The organism is Tepidanaerobacter sp. GT38, from assembly GCF_021991635.1.
Lineage (GTDB): Bacteria > Bacillota > Thermosediminibacteria > Thermosediminibacterales > Tepidanaerobacteraceae > DTU063.
Window position 1 is genome coordinate 14,983 of sequence record NZ_JAFFJA010000050.1, and the last position, 20,301, is coordinate 35,283.

A 20,301-nucleotide genomic window follows, 5' to 3' on the forward strand; every position below is an offset into this window, starting at 1 on the left:
CACCATACCGCCCCCTTTATCTTAAAATTAACAAAGCCCTTCCGGACGAAAGGGCATAAAAATATTAGTTCCCCTCGTCTCGGTTTTAGCACTGGGCGACTTTGGAACACAGTTCCAGCCACATTAGATTTACCTTAATCCGGTAAAACCTGTTGACCCATTGGTGTCTCTCGACATTTCCGGGCAGTGGCTTATATTCGCACAGGAGCCTCACCTAACGGGAAGCAAATATAGACTTTATTTTCATCTTTATTTTAATCCTTTGATGAAATATATGTCAAGGTAGCCTCAACAAAAAGAGGAGGTTGTTTCCAGCCTCCTCACAATTTTTATAGTAGCTGTTGGCTTGTCTGCTGCGTCTGTTGCTGTTGCTGCTGTTGTTGGGACTGTTGAACTTGTTGATTTAATTGCTCCAGCTGCTTTGTTGATTGCTCAAGCAATTGATTCATTTGATAGTATACCTGGTTTGCCTGAATGCTCTGTTGAGCCTGAGAGAGAGCATTTATGGCTTGTTGTATTGCTTGACTTACCTTGCCATCAGTCTGCTGTTGTTGAGTCTGTGCCTGATTTTTTAGCTGGTTTAAAAGCTGTTGTAATTGTTGAGGAGATTGGCTTATTTGACTTGTGTTTTGTTGTGCTGCTCCCCCCTGAGCTTGTTGGTTTGCACCTTGCATTTTGTTATCTATTGCTTGAGAAACCTCAGTATCTGTTTTCTTCTCCAATAAAAAATCGTTAAAATCCTTTTTGTGGGTCAAGTCAACACCTCCTCAAAAATTTAACTTCCCGTATTAGCATGCCCTGTGGATTGAGTTTTACTATATGAATTTTTTCCATTACTGAAGCAAATTTTCAAGGGATTTGCTTAATTCACTAAATATTTTTTGCTGTTCAATGCCTTGCCGCGCTGCGTTTAACGCGTCTATTGCCTGCCTTATACTCTGTTGTAGCTGCAAATTAGCATAATTAGGAGGCACTGTACTTGTTGTCTGATTAGCTTGTGACATCAACTTAAGCTTGCCATCTGCACTTTTATAATCAGCAATAATTTGTTGAAAATATTTTAGGAATTCATTTACTATTCTATCTATTTCCTGGGAAATCTGCCCTAATGTATCATTTATTTTTTGTACTTCATTTGTTAAATCAATTTGCCTATAATAAATCTGCTCCTGGATTAGTTTAGTATTCGCTCCGAAAACCAATTTGGTTAAAAAGTTTTGACTGTTGTTGAGTTCATTTTTAATTTCATTAAAAGTTTTCTCTATATTGTTTTTAAATTGAAGTAAATCCTGCTGAACATTATTTAATTGATTGTTCAAATTCTTGATACTAGATTGGTTTTGGGTTACAAAATTTTCCAGTTTTAAAATTTGATCTGAATAATTAGTGTCGAGACTAAAATTATCCAAATTGACACCTCCTTTTGTTCCTAATAAATAGTGTATCCTTTATACGTTCTGTTCTTCATCCTTTTTTCGGTAAATTTTTACATTCATTTTACGGGATTAATAGTTTCCTAAAAAATAAAAGCTATAGCACTCTAACCTCAAAATAGCAAGCAGCAAAACTAATTACAATTCACTAAAAACAACCGACACGCCAAAAAAAGATTGCTGTCGGGTTCTGGAAACCTTGTTGTTTCACAATAAAAAAAGTTAAGTCAACTATATCAGTTGACCTAACTTATCAGATCAGGGCTTTTAGTCAAGTATACATCATTTGGGCGGTCTTGCAAGTATATCTTATAGTATTTTTGCACATCTGCTTCATTAAAAGTTTTATAGCCTTCGTCTACACATGACTGGCAGGCATCATAGGGTATTGTTACTGCAAAAATAGGCATTCCTATATCGCTGTTAGATTCTATAATATTTACACCGGAACATTTTTTACAAACTTTAAATATTTGTGTTTGATATTCCATAATGCCGTCTGTATCGTAATATATATGCCGCTGTCTTTTTATGTAATCTTTCCCTTTAAGCAATTCTTGAGCAATTTGCTCTTTTTGTTTCCAACGATAATATACATTATTACATAGCTTTTTTATGTAATCAGTGATTTGGGGCGATTGTTTTAATTTTTTGGCATCAAAATCAGGTTCGCAAATGTGCGAGTAATCAAGGCCTGCCATAGCAAGGATTATTCCTAGGTTTACATAGGGCAATGCACCTTCTATAGAATACCCACCTTCTAAAACTGCTATATCAGGATTTAATCTGTGATTTAATTCGGCATAACCGCTGGCAGTAAAGTTCATATTTGTAAGTGGATCCGTATAATGATTGTCTTGTCCCGCTGAATTTATAACCAAATCGGGTTTAAACTCATCCAAAATTGGTAAAACCAAATTGTCAAGGACGTATAAAAAACCCTCGTCTCCAGTACCCGGCGGTAAAGGAACGTTTATATTGTATCCTATTGCTCCGGGACCGCCAAATTCATCCAAAAATCCCGTTCCAGGATAAAGGGTTCTACCATCCTGGTGTAAAGAAATAAAAAGGGTGTTTTTATCATTCCAATAAATATCTTGAGTGCCGTCTCCATGATGACAGTCCGTATCTACTATTGCAATACGCAAAGGTCCGTATTTTGCCCTTAGATTTTCCAGCATAATCGCTTCAACATTGATTATGCAAAATCCTCGATCACCATATACTACTCTTTGGGCATGGTGACCCGGTGGTCGTACAAGAGCAAATGCTTTATCGACTTCCTTTTCCATTACCACATGAGCTGCTTTTATTGCTCCTCCTGCAGAGATCAAATGAGATTTTGTTACTCTTTCCTCAACATCAGGCACGCAAAAGTGCACCCTCTGTACGTCTTTTAATGAAGCCAACTCAGGATTATATGTTTTTATATTTTCTATATCCATGATACCTTCTTCAAAAATTTGATCCTGCGTATAAAGCAGCCTTTCTTCTCGCTCAGGGTGTGATGGACTGATAGCCCAGTCAAAGGCGGGAAAAAAGACTAAACCCAACCGGTGCTCAGCTTTTAACATTTTGCTCACTCCACAACTGGCTTATTAAACCAGGTTTAGTTTGGGCTCTAATCCTTATATTTTTACCAGTAGTATAGAAACCTCTCACCATGTTAAAGCTGCTCTCTTCTAATATCTCTGCTTCTATTTCATCATCTTTAGCTCCAAGCAGCCTAGATTGCTGCTTTATCAAATCCAAAGCACGCATTTTTGATTCTTCAAGGCTATATGCCGAACTTATTTTTTCATATAGGCCCATTTCAGGCACTGAAAGGGTTTTTTGTTCAGTATCTACAAACATTGTAATTTCTGCGGTAGTTCGTGCTAATGCGGCTCCCACTGCATTGGCTACTTTATAAAATTTTGGGTATATGCATGGAATGCGGAATTTTTCTTCAAGAACCGGAGCTAAGGCTTTTGCTGGCCCGCCTATGGCCTGTATTAATTGGGGTTTAACCTTTTTACCGTAAAGGAGTTCTTTTACTGTATAAACCGGATGTGAATTTATATCATCAAGCAACTCGTCCACTTTGCATTTAATCATATCTGCCATCGTGTCCAAAACTTTTTCTGCCGCCGACTCTGCCGAAAGGTTAAGGATCTGTCCGATTTCTTTCATAGCATAAGCAGCCTTCTTTTTATCACCGATATCCATCAGTCCCAATACTATCATAGCATCGGTTGGCGTGGGATATCTGCCACCTAAGGCTTTAGGTCGATCAAGCCGTTCAGGGCCTATTACTAATCTTTGTTTTTCAACACTAACCTTGCTATCTCCACCTACTCCTATGGAAACACTGTAAAGAGCTCTAACAAGTGTTGGAAAGCCGGCAATTTTTATTCCTAAAGGTTCAAATAACGGCACACCGTCGGCTAAAAATGCAATATCTGTAGTAGTCCCACCAATATCAAGAAATACTGCGTCTTTGGAGGTTTTAAGAAAAGCTTGGCCACCCATAATACTTGCTGCCGGACCAGACAGTATGGTATTTACCGGATATTTCTCACCGGCTTTTATACTCATAGTGCCGCCATCAGCTTTCAAGACAAACACAGGAGAATTAATGCTTTGTTTTTGCAGAGCACGGTGAATATTATTACAAAAGTTTTGAAAGATCGTATATACGGCAGAATTGTAATATGATGTAAAAACTCGGCGCGGGAAATTTAATTTCCCCGAAACAGTATGGCCTAATGTAATGGGTGAAAACTTATCTTTTATCATTTCGTTGATTTTTATTTCGTGTTCATTGTTGCGCACAGAAAATTTGCCCGTTACTGCTACTGCGGATATGCCGTGTTTTTTAAGAATTTCTACTGCATGTCGAATTTCGCCAGGATCAATAGGGCTTACCTCTCTACCTCTGTGGTCTATATACCCTGATATAAATATATTTTCCCGGCCACAACGCAAAAAGTCATTTGCAAGGCCGGGTCCACACTCTATTATCATTCCTACAGGATCTGTTTTATTTTCCACAATAGCATTAGTGCAAATGGTAGTACTTAAAATTATCCGCTCAATTTGCGAAGGGTCTTGTCCAGCCAGTAAATGTTTTAAGGCCTCCAAGATGGATTCTAGCATATTGCTGGGATCAGTGGGACTTTTGGTTACTTTCATAATCTCACCTTGATGAATTAAAACTCCATCAATGTGAGTTCCACCCATATCAAGTCCGACGATCAATCTTGCTTCCCCCTAATCACCACAAATTTTAATCTCCGACTCTAGTTCTATGTTAAATTTCTCTTTCACCTGCCTCTGTATATATTGTATGAGATTTACCACATCTTGGAAAGTTGCATTACCTACGTTTACTATAAAGCCAGCATGTTTTTCAGAAACCATGGCATCCCCTATTCTATAACCTTTAAGACCCGCCTTTTCTATAAGTGCGCCAGCGTAGTTACCCTGAGGTCTCTTAAAGGCACTGCCAGCACTTGGCAAATTAAGGGGCTGTTTTTCTTTGCGGCGAAGTAAAAAATCGTCCATTTTTCTCTTTATGTCATCATAATTACCCGGTTTTAACTCCATCTCCACTTCAAGCAACACTTTATCGCCCTTTTGAAGGTTACAGCTGCGGTAATCATATTCTAACTGACTTTTATGCATTTCAAAAATATTTCCATCTCTATCAATTACGGTGACATTTCTAACTATGTCAGCCATTTCTCCATCATAAGCCCCTGCATTCATTACAGCTCCTCCACCGATGGTACCAGGTATACCATGGGCAAATTCGAGACCGCTTAGCCTATTTTCTAGAGCTATTTTTGCTGCCATTGACATCGGCATTCCTGCTTTACATTTCATTATATTTCCTTGGACAAGGGCATCATTAAAATTTTGGGCCAGTTTCATTACTACACCTCTGATACCTTCGTCTTTTACCAAGAGATTTGTCCCATTGCCCATAACGAAAAAGGGAATGCTGTATTCTTTGCAAGCTTTTATTATATTTGCTACCTGTTCTATATTTGTTGGCAATACCATAATATCAGCAGGTCCGCCAATGCGAAAAGACGTGTGCTCTTTCATAGGCTCGTTTAGTTTAATTTGATTTTCAGGCAAAAATTCTCTCATGATATTATATATTTTTTCCAAATGCATGGTACCTTCCCTTCTTCTGTCACCAAAAACCTTTTCTCTTCCAACATATTATTTCTATAAAAAGGTTATAAATCCTGCTATTTATGTTTCATTAATAACTATATTTATTCTTCTGCGAATAATAATGTAATACTTTCCAATAATTCTGAGGTAGCAGTATCATTCGATATTTGGTAAAAACTTATATCTCCGCTGCTATCAACTACTATTAATGCTTTAGGAGTAATAGTGCTCCACAAGAATACTCCATATTTACCATAAGCTTGGATAGTAATACCAACCACACTAATGAATGTTAAACCTTTAACAGTAACTGGCTTACTTAACATTATTTTATCATAAAATGCATAATTTTTAAAACTCATATTGAGACTCCCTGCCCAATTCGACCTTGTAAAAAACTTATGCTGTTGTTATTTTTTGCCTACAGTTTTTCATTATTCACACTATGAAAATTTTAGTCAATTTGTTGACCTAAAATTGCATTGATGGCTTTTTCTGCGTCTTCTAGAGCCTGGGATGGCGTTTTTTGAGAAAGCAATGCAAGGCGAATTTGAGCAGTTAATTCCTCATCAATTTTATACCAATTTTTTATTTTAGGTTGATTTTTAGCCGTATCAAGGATTTCTTTCATTCTTTTCATTAGCGGATCTTCAATGCTATTTTCTAGGGCATTTTTATATACGGGAAACACCCCATAATTTGCCAATACTTCTTGTTCGCCCTCTGAAGTAATGTACTTTAAGAATTTGGCACAGAGATCTTTTTTCTTTTCGTCCTGCTGTTTGAAAATTCCGTATCCAGATACCAGCGCAATGGGAGTACCATTCCCTTTGCCTCTTGGATAGTGGGCAATATCAAATTCAAATCCTTTGCCGGATTTGTGCATGTCTCTGAGAATCTTTATAGCCCAAGGACCGGCGGGATATACTGCAATTCTCTGCTTTTCGCAAAAATCGCCCCAAACCTTAGTTTCTTCCAAATTTCCGAATTCCTCTAAAGGTGCTACCTGATATTTTGTTGCCAGGTCTACCAATTTAGTCAAAGCTGACACGCCTTCTGGGGAATTTAACACAAAATTTCCCTGTTCATTAAAAATTTCTGCTCCGTCCATTGTTAAAAAGCCCCATACTTGGAAACTGCCAGGTGATAAAAACAGATTAAAGCCATAGTTCCCCTTCTTATTCTTATCAACCACTTTTTGAAGTGCGGATACAAATTCATCATATGTCCAAATACCATTTTCAGGAATTGGCGCATTTTTAGCTTTAAATATTTCACTATTTATAAAAAGTCCATATGTAGTGATAAACCAAGGAAACCCATATATGCGTCCATTGTAGGTAACCGCTTCTATTGCTCTAGGTTCATACTTTTCAAGCTCCTCAGGAGTTAAATACTCATCTACCGGTTCAAGATGGCCCTTTGAAATAAAATCATAATCTGCTCCAATGGGTGCTATATCAGGATAGGTACCTGCAGCTGCCGCGGCACGAAGCTCAACATATCCATACTCCCACTTTAACGGCCTAAGATGTATGAATACTCCCGGGTGGGCCTTTTCAAATTCACGTATTTTGCTTTCAATCCATCCAAAGCGATTGCCATTTTGGTCAGGCCAGCGAGGAAAGTCCCATAGTGTAATCACGCCCTGCCACAAATCCTCTGATTTATCTGCTTGTTGCTTTTTTTCATCTCCACAGCCTGTTAATAAACACAATTGAACTGTTGCTATAACTAAAAGTGTACATAAAAATAGGATAATGGGTCTGTGGCGCATTTAAACCTCCTCCTTCAGACCTTATATCCTATTTATATTAAAATTTTACATGCTTTATTCAAAGTTTTATGTATCTTTATAACCTATATTTTTAGTATTGTTTTCTTTAGTCTTAATGCAAATATGAATCTACTCTTACTTCATATATTCTATCATTTAACAGTCACAAGTGTATCACATTTGAGTTGAGGTTTTGTGCTTGGGAACAATTTCTCTGCCCTTGGATTTTAAAAAGTCAATGACATTATTTATAGATATATTTAATATGTTTTCTTCTGATATCCCAGCTTTTTCAATTATCTCATGAGCTTTATCAAAGTTGCCTACATCAAAGCAAATGTGGGCATCACTTCCTAAACACACTTTTGCTCCTATAGCTGCTGCTTTTTTCGCAATCAGTATACAGTTTTTCTCACTGCCCTTTCGGCTGTTAGTAAACGAACTGTTATTTATTTCTATGTGAACATTAAATTCCTTAGAAGCTTCCACAAATCTGTCAATATCCAAAGGAAATTCAGGGTTCCCAGGATGTACTATTATATCTACATAAGGATTTTTCATAGCCCCTATAACCGCTTTTGTGTTGTCTTCCACTGATTGGCCAGAAAAACAGCCTGTGTGAAGTCCAGCTAAAACTATGTCAAGCCTTGCTAAAAAACGTTCAGGTAAATCTAAAGTCCCTTTACAATCTATGATATTTGCTTCTATTCCTCTGAGTATATACACTCCATTAATTTGCCTTGGTACAACGGTCATGTTTCCGAAATAGTAGTAATTAGTACCCTCGCCCATAGCGGGTCCATGGTCAGTTATAGCTATCATCTTTAGGCCTTTTTCTGCTGCAACTTCTGCATTTTCTTTAATTGTGCTGTAAGCGTGCCCACTGGCTATAGTATGGCAGTGAAAATCCACTTCATATTTCAAAATGACCACCCCATAATCTCATCCTCTCATCCGCTCTTTTAATTCATCAATAAAATCTATTTCTACAGGATCCTTTTGATTTAGAATTGCAAGATATGCAGTGACATAATCACCGTACATTATTTGATAAAGCATTTGCTCTAAGTGAGTTTCTCCTTTTGGCCATATATGAGTTATGCCGCTTACACTGTCTTTTATAATATCTGCTGTAATATCTATCCGTTTTTTAATACGGTCGCTTTCAAGATTTGACCGTAATATTATGATTTCTAAGTGTTTTAATAATTCCTTGTCACCTTCAAATCCCATTATTTCATTGTGATTGAGCTCAGGGAAGGCATTATAAAAAGCAGGATGTTTGGAGTTTTCATTAAATTGACCTTTCCATCTAACCGCAATAATATCTGTTAGGCCTGAAGAACCGTAAATTACAGGAATCTTGCCGTAGATTTTTCTAGCCAGTTTTTTTGCCGGATTGTCTTTTTCAGGCACTTTAATACTTAATTGATTTCGGACATCTTCTAATAGGTCAAGAGCAGTTTTAATGTCTTGCTTTCCGAAGCCTATTCCAAGTTCCTTAAATAATACTAATATGGGAAAAAAAGAATACCCTAAAGCCGCTCGCGGTGGCAAGCCTCCAGGAATCGTAATGCAGGGAACTTCATCTGCCATGGCCTTTTCCTTAAGCTCGCCACCAGTTGTAATAGCTACAATTTTAGCATTTTTGCTCTTTGCATTATCATATGCCGCTAAGGTTTCCTCTGTATTGCCTGAATAACTAGACGCAATAACGAGAGTCCGTTCATCTACAAATGCAGGTAAAGTATAGTCTCTGTTTACAATAATTGGTATCTGTGCACTATGAGTGGTTAGCATGCGGATTAAATCCCCGCCGATGGCAGAACCACCCAAACCTGTTATAACTACGTTGATAATGTTGTTTAGCCTGAGTCCCCGGACGGCCTCCTGAGCAATTTCAATTGCCTCTTTGCAGTGGTCGGGAAACCTGTATATTAGCTCAAACATATTTCCTGGATCAAATTCCTTGATTTTATCTAAATTGTCTAACATAAAATACCCTCCTACTGTTTATTATTTTTATTAATCTTTTCAAAAAGTCTTTTACTAAACTCCTGTGCCGAATTATATCCAAGTGCTCTTAAGCGAAAGTCCATTGCAGCTACTTCTAAAATAGCTGCAATGTTTCTCCCAGGCCTTATAGGTATAGTTTTCTTTGGTACGTATGAATCCAGAATTTTTATTTTTTCTTCATCAAGACCCAATCTGTCACTTTCTCTATATTTCTCCCACTCTACCAGCTCAACAACCATTTCAATTTTGATATTTTCTCTTATACTACCGGCGCCAAAAATAGTCCTTACATCAATAACCCCTAATCCTCTTACTTCCAAAAAATGCCTTATAATTTCAGGAGCCGTGCCAATTAAGATATTTTCAGCCGATTGTTTAATTTCCACAGCATCATCAGCTACTAAGCGATGGCCCCGTTTAACAAGTTCTATGGCTGTTTCACTTTTGCCTATGCCGCTTTCGCCTATGATAAGTATCCCTATCCCATAAATGTCAACTAATACGCCATGCATGGTTGTGCAAGGTGCTAATTCACTTTCAAGAAAACTTGTTAACAAACTTATAAAGCGCGTTGTTGGCATATATGTGCTTAAAATAGGTTTATTTTTTTGATTAGCAACTGAAATAAGCTCTTCTGGAGGTTCTAGATTGCGGGTAATTATTATACATGGAATATCATATGACAATAGTTTTTCAAGGCGAGTCTTACGAATCTGTGGTGAAATACTGTTTAAAAAACTTATCTCGGTTTTCCCAAGTATTTGTATCCTTTCATAAGCAAAGTATTTTAAGTAACCTGAGAGCTCAAGGCCGGGTCGATTTAAATCCGGCACAGAAATATCGGGCAGTACTTCACAGGAATTAACGATAACTTTTAAATTTAATTTATCTATTACTTTTCGAAGATTAACTTTTTGCATAAAAACCTCCGGAATTATCTTGAGAAAAAAATCCATTATTATTATAACACATAATATTTTTAATAAAATTTCTTTACAATCAGTCTTTAATTGACACTTTCGTAATTTTCCACCGCTGTCCTATTTTGAATAATTCAGCTCTGTAACCTATTTTGTGTGAGTTAAAATAATAATCTCCCATAAGGGTAATTTTCCCATTGGAATTGTAGTAGTAACTCACATCGGTTCTAATATTTTGTTCCCAGTTTTGCAGGCCTTTTGCTTCCATAAGCCATAGGCACTTTTTAAACTCCTTTTCCAATTTTGCCTGAACGTTGTCAGGTGTAAGGTCATTTACATAATACAGAAGTTTTAATAACAAGTCTCTATCTAAAGTTTCAAAAGATACATTTAATTTATCCATAAGTTTAATATAATTTCTCTCACCTTCAGCAAAAATGGGAAGAGATGAGTTATAGATCCATTGAAATTCTATAGGATTTTTTGGTGTTTCTATAGCAGTATAAAAACCATACAACTCATCTTTATTTGGCATAGGGCCTAAAAATACTGATGTGCCGTTAGGAGACCACAATGTGTCAAATTCGGAGTAATTGGCCTTGTCGTAAATAATACCAGAAATATTATCAAAAGTGCCGTCTATTACAAGAATCATGCCCCTGTCCACGGGGTTTCCCCACAAAGCATCTGTAGCTTCCACCTTGCCCCCATTTTCAAGGCTATATATTATATTGTCTTGTTTGTTTATAGTTTTAGTAAGTTCAAAAGTAAAATATATGGATTTATGTTTTCCAAGAAGCCGCCCCTTACCCCGTATTAAACCTGGTTTTGCGTATAAAATCTCATCTTTTGATGGAGTGAGACTGTCTATTACGAGCTTCATATTGCTTAAATTGTTCTTCGCTGCATAGACACGCCCACCTTCTGTCTGATAAATTAAGCCTTCCCTGCTTATTACCGGTCTATGCCAGGGCATAAAACCTTGCACATAACCAAATTTGGCTATAAATGTAGGCATACCTGCTACTATTGCCATTAAAAATACAGTCAGAGCAGTGTTAAGCATAGACTTGCCATATCCTCTAATATGCTCCCTGGGTTTCTCTGCAACCGGTTCCTTCATGACTATATCATTAAAGAATAACATAATCGCATATATTACACAGGTTCCTGCAATTGGCCACAAAAATAATGCTAAAATCAATCCGAAATTTCCTGACAATTTAAAGAGCAAACCAATAACTGTGTTGATAGTTAAAATTTTAGCCAATATGGCGATAAAATACCTAACATATTTTAAAAAAACTTGTGGCGCAGCTAACAAAGCTTCAAAAAAGCCGAAATCTTCCATAACTATTAAATATGGCAAAAAAATGAATAAAACTTTTAATACAAAAATAATCCTGTCTACTTTGCCCGGATTAGCAAATACGATAGCAGATAAAGCAAACAGGTTATAAAAAAGAAGCATTATAAATAATCTGGGCCCATAGTACCAAGCAAATTGAATAAAGGTCCTTAAGGTAGGTCTGCGATTTCTAAAACTGTCTTTTAAAGTCCCAAAAAAACCACCCACAACAAGGCCGTTTAAAAAAAGATAAGCTCCAAAAGCAAGAAGCCCCTCCCAAGATTTGTTATAAAAACTTAGACTTTGGTTGGAGATGTTTCTTAATAAATCTAAGTTCTGTACAGAAGGTAAAATAAAAGGCGGTACAACTGAAACATTTAACTGATTTGTTATTAAAGGCCAGAGGCCAAAGTTTTCATGCAGATAAAGGTTATAACCCAAGAACTTGCTCATATAAATTGCAACTATTTTAAATATATCCCAAAATATAGGCACAAAGATAATGGGCCATAACCTTTTTATTGTGCTTACAATAAGTGATTTTCCAATGCTGTTGAACACCCAAATAGCCCCCCCTCTTTATCTTATATTAAAATAATTAACCCAGCAATACTTCAAATAAAAAATGGCATTCAATTAATCAATCGAATGCCATCGTAGTACTTAGTTTTTTAATATACACTGTTTAAAAGCTCTTGGGCTTTTTCGCAACAACCAACCTGCCAATTTACACAATTTTTACAGGACTCATATTGGGTTATATAATCAGCAGGGTATCTAAAAGTGTTACCTTTTTTATAAGCCTCACATAATTTCGCTACAATAATAGTTTGCTCCGGGCTCAAAATTTCATCCCTCCGCTTTGTTTTTACTCTATAATTATAGCACATTATGCGAAATTATGCTATACTTATTGAAATTTATCTCTCAGTAACTATATCCTGCCAGCAATTTCTTGCATAGCAAAATAGATACTGTTGTACAAAACCAGCTATTTCACCGAACCTTTCTTCTGCAAACTTCTGAAGCTTTGTTAGTGAAACTTGTCTATCATTAAAATATATATGTTCAAGGATTCTTTGCATCCACACATCAATAGGAAAAGCATCAAATTTTCTCATCGAGTAAAGCATAATACAATCCGCAACTTTCCTGCCAACACCAGGTAGCGTTACCAGCTTCTTTCGCATCTCTTCCGTAGATATATTGTTAAAGTTATAAATGTCAACTTTCCCGCTAGAAATAATTTTAGCAGTCTCGATAATATACTTAGCCCTGTAACCACATTTTGTCAATCTCAATTCATCTTCAGAAACATCGGCTAAACTTTCTGGAGATGGGAAAGCGTAGTAGATTTTGCCTTTGAAATCTATTGGTTCTCCATACTTCATACATATATTTTCAATGGTCCTTTTAATATTTTGTATGTGATTGTTTGCCGAAATGATGAAAGATATGGTAGTCTCCCAGGGATCCTGAAACAGTATTCTATAGCCGCTGCTTAAACTAACAGCAGGGACAAGCTCCTTAAACTTCTTTATTTCGTGTTCTATTTGATTATAGTCCCTAGGAATGTCCAGATAGTCTTTTATAAACGCCTCTTCTTTATCCCCGCCACTAGATTCAATTGTTATCACATCACCACTTTGATAAATTTCAAAAACACTTTTTTTTACTACACCAGTGTACTTTCCGTCTGCTTGTCGATTCCAACGGAAAGCCTGACCCCCGTTGGCTATCAAATCAAAATTAAAAGGATAAACACCATTTAAAACTATTGGCATAAAAATCTCTCCGTTTATCTAAAGCTATTTCTTTTAAAATATAACGGTCAAGACTACCTTTACAGTAATGACTACTGTAAAAAGCCCTGACCGCTTATTAATTATGCTATACTTACTTAATATCTTTCCCAGCGAACAATTTCGTCTAAGGTCTTTTTGTCTCTTGTTACCTTTTTGTCTGAATAACCCAGAGAAATTAAGGATATTAGCTTATACTTTTCCGGCACTCCTAAAAGTTTTCTTATATCCTCACTGTAAGGTCGTTCATATCCGGCAACCCAGCAAGAATCTATGCCATAGGCCTTAGCAGCAATGAGCATATTTTGAGTTGCAGCACAACCGTCTTCCACTAAGTGGTTTGCGTCTTTTTCACAAAAGACGCTTATACAGGCACCTGCATTTGCAATAAATTTACCATAAAGGGCGAGTTTTGATATTTCTTCTTTTATCTGTTTTTCCGTAGATACAACGAACAGCCAAGGCTGAAGATTTCTAGCACTTGGTGCCAGGCGCCCACAGTCTACGATATCTTCCAGCACTTCCCTGGGTATGGGTTTGGGAATATACTCTCTAACACTTCTTCGCTCCTTTATGACCCTTATCACCTCATTAGCCGCCAAAGACATCACTCCTTATTTAGCTTTTTTTACACTAATTTTGACCTTATGGTCATTGATGTTCCACTCTTTGGTATAGCCGTCTACCGGCAGTGAAGTCTTTTCAATGGCTATGGCCAACGTATCTGCCTTTATATCTTCGCCATGTATTTCTAATACTTTATCTATAGTATCATCTCCTACGCAGTAAAGGTATATTTTGTCTTCAACTTCAAAACCTGCTTCTTTTCTCATGGTTTGTATTTTGCTCACTAACTCTCGAGCAATACCTTCAAGCATCAGTTCAGGAGTGATTGTAGTATCTAAAACTACATAATATCCGCCTTCACCTTCTGCGCAGAAACCTTCTTTGTCCTGAGCTCTAATATCCAGCTCGTTTTCCAAAATTGTTAGTGACTGGCCATTTACATCAATTGTAATATGACCATTTTCCCTGGCGGTAGCTAAAAGCTCAGTAGCTTTAGCAGAGGATACTGCCTTGGCAATTGCTGACATGAGTTTTCCATATTTAGGGCCTAGTAAATCAAATCTCGGTTTTACAGTATACGTGAAATATTCTTCAGCTACATCAATATATTCAATTTCTTTAATGTTTAATTCTTCTTTGATGACATCTGATAAATCAAAGATCAGATTTTTCTCATCAACATTTCTAAGCTGAACCATCATTTTTTGGAGTGGCTGGCGGTTCTTGACTTTGCCTTTGTTTCTGGCAGCTCTGCCCAATTCTACTATTTTCCTTGCCAGCTCCATCTTATGCTCAAGTGTTTCATCGATTAATTCTTCTTTTACTTCAGGAAAATCACATAGATGAATGCTAATAGGAGCATCCGTATATGCTGTCCGCACTAAGTTCTGGTAAATCTCTTCGGTAATAAAAGGTACAAAGGGCGCAGCCATTTTTATAAAATCGACCAGAGCTTCATACAAAGTCAAATACGCTGCTATCTTATCATCATCCATCACGGATTTCCAGAAGCGCTCCCGAGAGCGGCGCACATACCAATTGCTAATGTCGTCTATAAGGGATTCCATAGTCCGTGCTGCATCAGTTATATTCAAATCATCTAATTCCTGTCGTATCTTTTTATTTGTACTGTTTATCTTAGACAGCAACCAGCGGTCCATTTCACTTCTATCCTCAGGAGCTATATTGTACTGCTTCGGATCAAAATCGTCAATACTGGCATAAAGGGTGAAGAACGAGTATACATTCCATAAAGTCCCCAAGAATCTGCGCTGGGATTCACTTACAGCAGTCTGATAGAATCGGCTGGGATTCCATGGTGGACTTGCCACATATAAATACCAACGCATGGCATCTGCGCCTTGCTCATTTAACACCTTCCATGGGTCAAGCACATTGCCTTTATGTTTGCTCATTTTTATTCCGTGCTCATCCAAGACATGACCCATTACTAAGACATTTTTATATGGAGATTTGCCAAACAGCAAAGTCGAGATTACCAAAAGGCTGTAAAACCAACCTCTAGTCTGGTCAATGGCTTCCGAAATAAAATCTGCCGGGAAGTGTTTCTCAAAATACTCCTTATTTTCAAAGGGATAGTGCAGTTGGGCAAAGGGCATAGCACCGGAATCAAACCAGCAGTCGATAACCTCTGGTACACGCTTCATGTCACCACCACATTTTGGGCATTTAAGAACTACATTATCTACATATGGCTTATGAAGCTCTATATCGTCTAATGGTTCTTTACTCATGTCTTTCAATTCTTGAATGCTTCCCACCGCATGCTGACAGCCGCAATCATCACAGATCCAGATGTTTAAGGGTGTTCCCCAATACCTCTCTCTGCTCAAACACCAATCTATGACGTTTTCAAGGAAATTTCCAAAGCGGCCGTCCCGAATATGCTCTGGATGCCAGTTTATCCCTTTATTTATTTCAAGGAGTTTTTCTCTTATTGCAGTAGTTTTTATGAACCAGCTGCTGCGGCCGTAGTACAAAAGCGGAGTGTCACAGCGCCAGCAGAATGGGTAAGTGTGTTTATATCTTTGTGATTTATAAAGGATGTTGCGATTTTTTAAATCTTTTATTATACCCTTATCCGCCTCTTTAACAAACATGCCTTTCCAAGGAGTTACCTTTTCTGTGAATTCGCCTTGAGCATCTACCGGCTGAATCACTGGCAGGTTATATTGATGCCCTACGCGAGAGTCATCTTCACCAAAAGCAGGAGCTATATGAACTATGCCGGTTCCATCATCAAGGGTTACAAAATCTGCTGTAACTACAAAGAAGGCCTTATCTCTTTCTTCTTCAAAAAACGGAAATACGGGTTCATACTTTAGTGAAGCCAGTTTTTCTCCCGGAAATCTATCAATGACTGTGTACTCCCCGTCTAATACTTCTAGCCTGCTTTCAGCTAAGATCAACTTTTCACCGTTATGCTCTACCTTTACGTAGGTATAATCATCTTTAACCGCAAGGGCTACGTTAGACGGAAGGGTCCACGGTGTTGTAGTCCAAACCAGAAAATAAGTGTTTTCTTCGCCCGCAACAGGAAATTTTACAAATATTGAAGGATCTTCTACTTCTTTGTATCCCTGGGCAACTTCATGGCTGGAAAGAGAAGTTCCGCAACGCGGACAGTATGGGACAACTTTGTTTCCCTTATAGAGCAGTCCATCTTCCCAAATTTTCTTAAGGGCCCACCAGACCGATTCAATGTAGGTATTGTGATATGTTACATATGGATTGTCCATATCAATCCAGAATCCTACTCGCTCGGTCATCTTGCGCCATTCCTGCTCATAAGTAAAAACACTGTTTTTACACTTTTTAATAAAATCTTCAACGCCATATTCCTCTATTTGTGGCTTCCCGCTTATGCCCAATTGTTTTTCTACTTCAAGTTCTACCGGCAGTCCATGTGTATCCCAGCCAGCTTTTCTGTCAACTTTGTAACCTCTCATGGTCTTGTAACGGGGAATCAAATCTTTCACTACCCGTGTAAGGACATGACCTGCATGGGGCATACCGTTGGCAGTGGGAGGCCCCTCATAAAAGACATAGTTGGGTGCGTTTTCACGATTTTTGATGCTTTTTTCAAATATCCGTTCCTTTTTCCAAAAATCTAAGATTTTTTCTTCGATAGGAACAAAATTCATTGTTGGTTCTACTTTCTTAAACATCAAGATCCTCCTGTTCTAACAGTATATATTCTGCCCTTAAAATTTTAAGAAGCTATTAACCATTTGTAAGTTAATGGTAGTTCTCAAAAAACGATAGATATAAAAAAATCTCGCCCAAAGGGACGAGATTTTCTCCCGCGTTACCACCCAAATAGTAAAAGACCACTTATAATAATAAGTAGTACCTTTACCTCTTCATTCAAATAACGGCAAATACGCCGTCCACCTTTACTCCGAAAGTTTCAAGGTGGCACTCAGGGGGGATATTCAGCCATCATCACCTACCGGGCTCCCACCGTCCCCGATTCGCTGTAAGGCTTCATGATGCCTACTGGCCCCATCATCGCTTTAAATATATATTATTACCTTATTATGATATATTATTTGAAACGTGATGTCAACGATTTTGCACATACACATACTTGATATATTAAGACACTTTGTTTATTATATAAGATGTTAATTTTGTTGGCCCCTTTGGCCTTTCCATTGCCTTTTTACATAGTTTTCATATATTTTTTTGTATGGTATAATGTTTTTGTTGGACAGATGCTGTATTTAAATAGCTTAATTTAATTATGGATTTCCCGAATATTGCATTTCACTTATTTACGGAGATCGGGGGACTTAAAATGTCAAACAAAAAAACTCAAAAAAAGCGAAAGATATTCTCTTGGTATTATATAATCATTTTTGCCCTAATACTAATTACAATCGGTTTTGGGACAGGTTTAGGAGTCTTTTTATATTATGTAAAAGATGCCCCAGAATTTGATCCCACAAAATTGAAACCTAGTGAAACTTCCATAGTTTTAGATCAAAACGGTCAAGTTATCGCTGAGCTTCACGGTGAGCAAAACAGAAAGCCGGTACCACTCGAAAAAGTACCTAAAGATTTAATAAATGCTTTCATAGCAATTGAGGATCAATACTTTTATTCCCATAAAGGTATCAATATCCGATCTATTATAGGATCACTAATTACGAATATGCTCCACGGCGATATTAAGCGCGGTGCCAGCACCATCACACAGCAGTTGGTAAAAACCGCCTTTTTATCTCCTGAACAGACTTGGAAGCGAAAAGCTCAGGAAGCATGGCTCGCCATACAATTGGAAAGACACTATACCAAAGATGAAATAATGGAATTTTATTTAAATCAGATTTACTTCGGTCATTCAGCTTACGGCGTTGAAGCCGCAGCCGATACTTTCTTTGGTAAAAGCGTTGATCAGCTAACTTTAGCAGAATCAGCAATGCTGGCCGGTATTACGAAAGGCCCTGATTATTATTCACCATATAATAATTTTGAAAGGGCAAAAGAGCGCCAGGAGATTATCCTAAATACTATGGCTGAACTAGGTTTTATAACCGAAGAGGAAGCCAGAAATGCAAAACAAGAAGAAATAAAGCTTGTTGGTTTGAAAAATGTGGCAGCAGATTATAAGGCTCCATATTTTACAGATTATGTGATACAGGAATTGGCAAGTCTTTTACAAAAAGAATTAGGCATTTCGGAAAGTGAAGCGTATAACAAGATATATACAGGTGGTTTAAAAATATATACTACGGTAGATATGGAAATCCAGGAAGCAGCTGAGAAGGTATTATCTGATCCTAAAAATTACCCTTATTCTAAAGAGGATGAAAATGGAGTTGTGCAGCCCCAGGCTGCTGCAGTGATCATAGATCCTCATACAGGGTATATTAAGGCTTTAGTAGGCGGTCGGGAGCATCAGAAAAGACTTGGTTTTAACCGTGCCACTCAAGCCTTTAGGCAGCCTGGCTCTACCTTTAAACCTGTATTGGTATATACAGCTGCAGTGGATATGGGATATACCGCTGCAACTGTAGTTGATGATTCTCCTGTATCTTATCCTTCGGGTTCTGGAGGGGTATGGTCTCCCAAAAACTATACAAACAACTTCAAGGGTTTAACCACCATAAGAAAGGCCATTGCAGATTCAGTAAATATTGTAGCTGTTAAGGTTTTTAATGATATCGGAGTTGACAGGGGTATTGAATACGCTCAAAAGCTTGGCATAAAAAACCTGATTCTGACAGGAGCTAAAAATGACAGGCAGCTGTCAGCTGCTCTCGGCGGTATTACAAAAGGAGTAACACCCTTGGAGCTGGTATCTGCCTTTGGCACTTTTGCAAATGAAGGCATACATGTAGAACCAGTGGCTATTTTAAAGGTTGTAGATAAAAACGGCAGGACTATTTTGGAAAATAAACCTCAACAGTGGAGTGCGATCAGCAAACAGGTAGCTTTCATAATTACTGATATGCTAAGGAGCGTCGTAACCGAAGGTACAGGAACTAGACTGGCGGATTTCCCATTCCCGGTTGCAGGAAAAACAGGTACTACTTCCGACGACAAAGACGTTTGGTGGGTAGGTTATACTCCACACCTTGCAGGAGTAGTATGGATGGGACACGATGATCCGACACCTATGCGCAATGTGGCAGGAGGCTATCAGCCGGCCTTAATGTGGAAACAGATAATGGCAGTTGCTCATAAAGACCTGCCAAAGGCTCAATTTGCCAAACCCGAAGGTATTGTAGGCCCTATACAGGTTTGCATAGACTCTGGTAAACTCCCTACGGAACTTTGTAAAAAAGACCCCAGGGGACACAGAGTTCGAGGAGAATATTTTATAAGAGGAACTCAGCCTACAGAAACCTGTGATGTGCATGTTGAAGAATTTATTGACACTACAACCGGTCTTCTTGCAACAGAATTCTGTCCTGAAGAAGTTGTTCAAAAACAAGTATTTATAAAACGGCATGAACCTTACAAACCTTCCCCCACAGGGCAGATACCGTTAGATGCTAAGTATGAATTGCCTACAGAATACTGTAATCAGCATGTGTCAGCGCCTGAAGTGACAATTCCTGGTGAAAACGAACATGAAAATGAGAACAATGGTTTAGAAGGCAATAATAAACAGGATAACCGCAATAAGCATAGCGATCCTAACGAACACAGAAATAATCGTAATGAATGGATAGAAAATTGGTTTAACAGCAACGAATTGCAGGGATTTTAATGTCAAAAAGCACCTTTTGGTTAAAACCCA

Annotated in this window: 15 protein-coding genes, 1 riboswitch and 1 other annotated feature; of the genes, 1 reads left to right on the plus strand and 14 read right to left on the minus strand. The window is 37.8% G+C overall.

What is annotated here, in order from left to right:
- Positions 1 to 63: 63 nt before the first annotated feature.
- Positions 64 to 229: riboswitch (M-box (ykoK) riboswitch) on the minus strand.
- Positions 230 to 329: 100 nt separating this feature from the next.
- The 14 genes from JT739_RS07695 to ileS all read right to left on the minus strand — a co-directional run bounded on the left by JT739_RS07695 (position 330) and on the right by ileS (position 17,218).
- Positions 330 to 755 carry a hypothetical protein gene (locus JT739_RS07695; protein WP_237660524.1) on the minus strand — a complete coding sequence of 142 codons (426 nt, stop codon included), beginning with the start codon at positions 753 to 755 and terminating at the stop codon, positions 330 to 332.
- A 78-nt stretch (positions 756 to 833) separates the two neighbouring features.
- Entirely contained in the window at positions 834 to 1,409 is a 576-nt protein-coding gene (locus JT739_RS07700) for a hypothetical protein (protein ID WP_237660525.1), read from the minus strand.
- 269 nt (positions 1,410 to 1,678) lie between these two features.
- Complete coding sequence (locus tag JT739_RS07705; protein WP_237660526.1) at positions 1,679 to 3,007, minus strand: histone deacetylase; 1,329 nt, start codon at positions 3,005 to 3,007, stop codon at positions 1,679 to 1,681.
- Positions 2,994 to 4,673 (minus strand): hydantoinase/oxoprolinase family protein, encoded by a 1,680-nt coding sequence (locus tag JT739_RS07710; RefSeq protein WP_237660527.1) that lies wholly within the window; start codon positions 4,671 to 4,673, stop codon positions 2,994 to 2,996. Before JT739_RS07710 ends, JT739_RS07705 begins: the two co-directional genes overlap by 14 nt.
- 12 nt (positions 4,674 to 4,685) lie before the next feature.
- Entirely contained in the window at positions 4,686 to 5,597 is a 912-nt protein-coding gene (gene murB, locus JT739_RS07715) for a UDP-N-acetylmuramate dehydrogenase (protein ID WP_237660528.1), read from the minus strand.
- Between the two features lie 104 nt (positions 5,598 to 5,701).
- Positions 5,702 to 5,962, minus strand: a complete 261-nt coding sequence (locus JT739_RS07720) for a hypothetical protein (protein WP_237660529.1) — start codon at positions 5,960 to 5,962, stop codon at positions 5,702 to 5,704.
- Between the two features lie 92 nt (positions 5,963 to 6,054).
- Complete coding sequence (locus JT739_RS07725) at positions 6,055 to 7,377, minus strand: sugar ABC transporter substrate-binding protein (RefSeq protein ID WP_237660530.1); 1,323 nt, start codon at positions 7,375 to 7,377, stop codon at positions 6,055 to 6,057.
- A gap of 174 nt (positions 7,378 to 7,551) precedes the next feature.
- Entirely contained in the window at positions 7,552 to 8,301 is a 750-nt protein-coding gene (locus JT739_RS07730; RefSeq protein WP_237660531.1) for a phosphatase, read from the minus strand.
- 18 nt (positions 8,302 to 8,319) lie between these two features.
- On the minus strand, positions 8,320 to 9,372 hold the full coding sequence (locus tag JT739_RS07735) for a bifunctional phosphoglucose/phosphomannose isomerase (protein WP_237660532.1): 1,053 nt from the start codon (positions 9,370 to 9,372) through the stop codon (positions 8,320 to 8,322).
- 11 nt (positions 9,373 to 9,383) lie between these two features.
- Complete coding sequence (gene hprK / locus JT739_RS07740; protein WP_237660533.1) at positions 9,384 to 10,313, minus strand: HPr(Ser) kinase/phosphatase; 930 nt, start codon at positions 10,311 to 10,313, stop codon at positions 9,384 to 9,386.
- A 79-nt stretch (positions 10,314 to 10,392) separates the two neighbouring features.
- The gene (locus JT739_RS07745; protein ID WP_237660534.1) at positions 10,393 to 12,222 is read right to left on the minus strand and encodes a hypothetical protein; all 1,830 of its coding nucleotides are present in this window, start codon (positions 12,220 to 12,222) and stop codon (positions 10,393 to 10,395) included.
- A gap of 359 nt (positions 12,223 to 12,581) precedes the next feature.
- A complete protein-coding gene (locus JT739_RS07750) occupies positions 12,582 to 13,445 on the minus strand; it encodes a DNA-3-methyladenine glycosylase (RefSeq protein ID WP_237660535.1) in 864 nt (287 codons plus the stop codon).
- Positions 13,446 to 13,561: 116 nt separating this feature from the next.
- Positions 13,562 to 14,065: a nitroreductase family protein gene (locus JT739_RS07755; RefSeq protein ID WP_237660536.1), complete on the minus strand. Its 504-nt coding sequence runs from the start codon at positions 14,063 to 14,065 to the stop codon at positions 13,562 to 13,564.
- 12 nt (positions 14,066 to 14,077) lie between these two features.
- Positions 14,078 to 17,218 carry an isoleucine--tRNA ligase gene (ileS, locus tag JT739_RS07760; protein WP_237660537.1) on the minus strand — a complete coding sequence of 1,047 codons (3,141 nt, stop codon included), beginning with the start codon at positions 17,216 to 17,218 and terminating at the stop codon, positions 14,078 to 14,080.
- Between the two features lie 115 nt (positions 17,219 to 17,333).
- Positions 17,334 to 17,571: a binding site (T-box leader), on the minus strand.
- A gap of 279 nt (positions 17,572 to 17,850) precedes the next feature.
- Between ileS and JT739_RS07765 the strand changes: the two genes are divergently transcribed.
- The gene (locus JT739_RS07765; RefSeq protein ID WP_237660538.1) at positions 17,851 to 20,271 is read left to right on the plus strand and encodes a transglycosylase domain-containing protein; all 2,421 of its coding nucleotides are present in this window, start codon (positions 17,851 to 17,853) and stop codon (positions 20,269 to 20,271) included.
- Positions 20,272 to 20,301: the final 30 nt, after the last annotated feature.

What these genes read in the sequence shown, in the direction of transcription:
- murB (WP_237660528.1), bottom strand. Translation starts at nt 5,597, where the DNA reads ATGCATTTGGAAAAAATATATAATATCATGAGAGAATTTTTGCCTGAA.
- JT739_RS07705 (WP_237660526.1), bottom strand. Translation starts at nt 3,007, where the DNA reads ATGTTAAAAGCTGAGCACCGGTTGGGTTTAGTCTTTTTTCCCGCCTTT.
- JT739_RS07765 (WP_237660538.1), top strand. Translation starts at nt 17,851, where the DNA reads ATGTCAAACAAAAAAACTCAAAAAAAGCGAAAGATATTCTCTTGGTAT.
- JT739_RS07725 (WP_237660530.1), bottom strand. Translation starts at nt 7,377, where the DNA reads ATGCGCCACAGACCCATTATCCTATTTTTATGTACACTTTTAGTTATA.
- JT739_RS07720 (WP_237660529.1), bottom strand. Translation starts at nt 5,962, where the DNA reads ATGAGTTTTAAAAATTATGCATTTTATGATAAAATAATGTTAAGTAAG.
- hprK (WP_237660533.1), bottom strand. Translation starts at nt 10,313, where the DNA reads ATGCAAAAAGTTAATCTTCGAAAAGTAATAGATAAATTAAATTTAAAA.
- JT739_RS07750 (WP_237660535.1), bottom strand. Translation starts at nt 13,445, where the DNA reads ATGCCAATAGTTTTAAATGGTGTTTATCCTTTTAATTTTGATTTGATA.
- ileS (WP_237660537.1), bottom strand. Translation starts at nt 17,218, where the DNA reads ATGTTTAAGAAAGTAGAACCAACAATGAATTTTGTTCCTATCGAAGAA.
- JT739_RS07735 (WP_237660532.1), bottom strand. Translation starts at nt 9,372, where the DNA reads ATGTTAGACAATTTAGATAAAATCAAGGAATTTGATCCAGGAAATATG.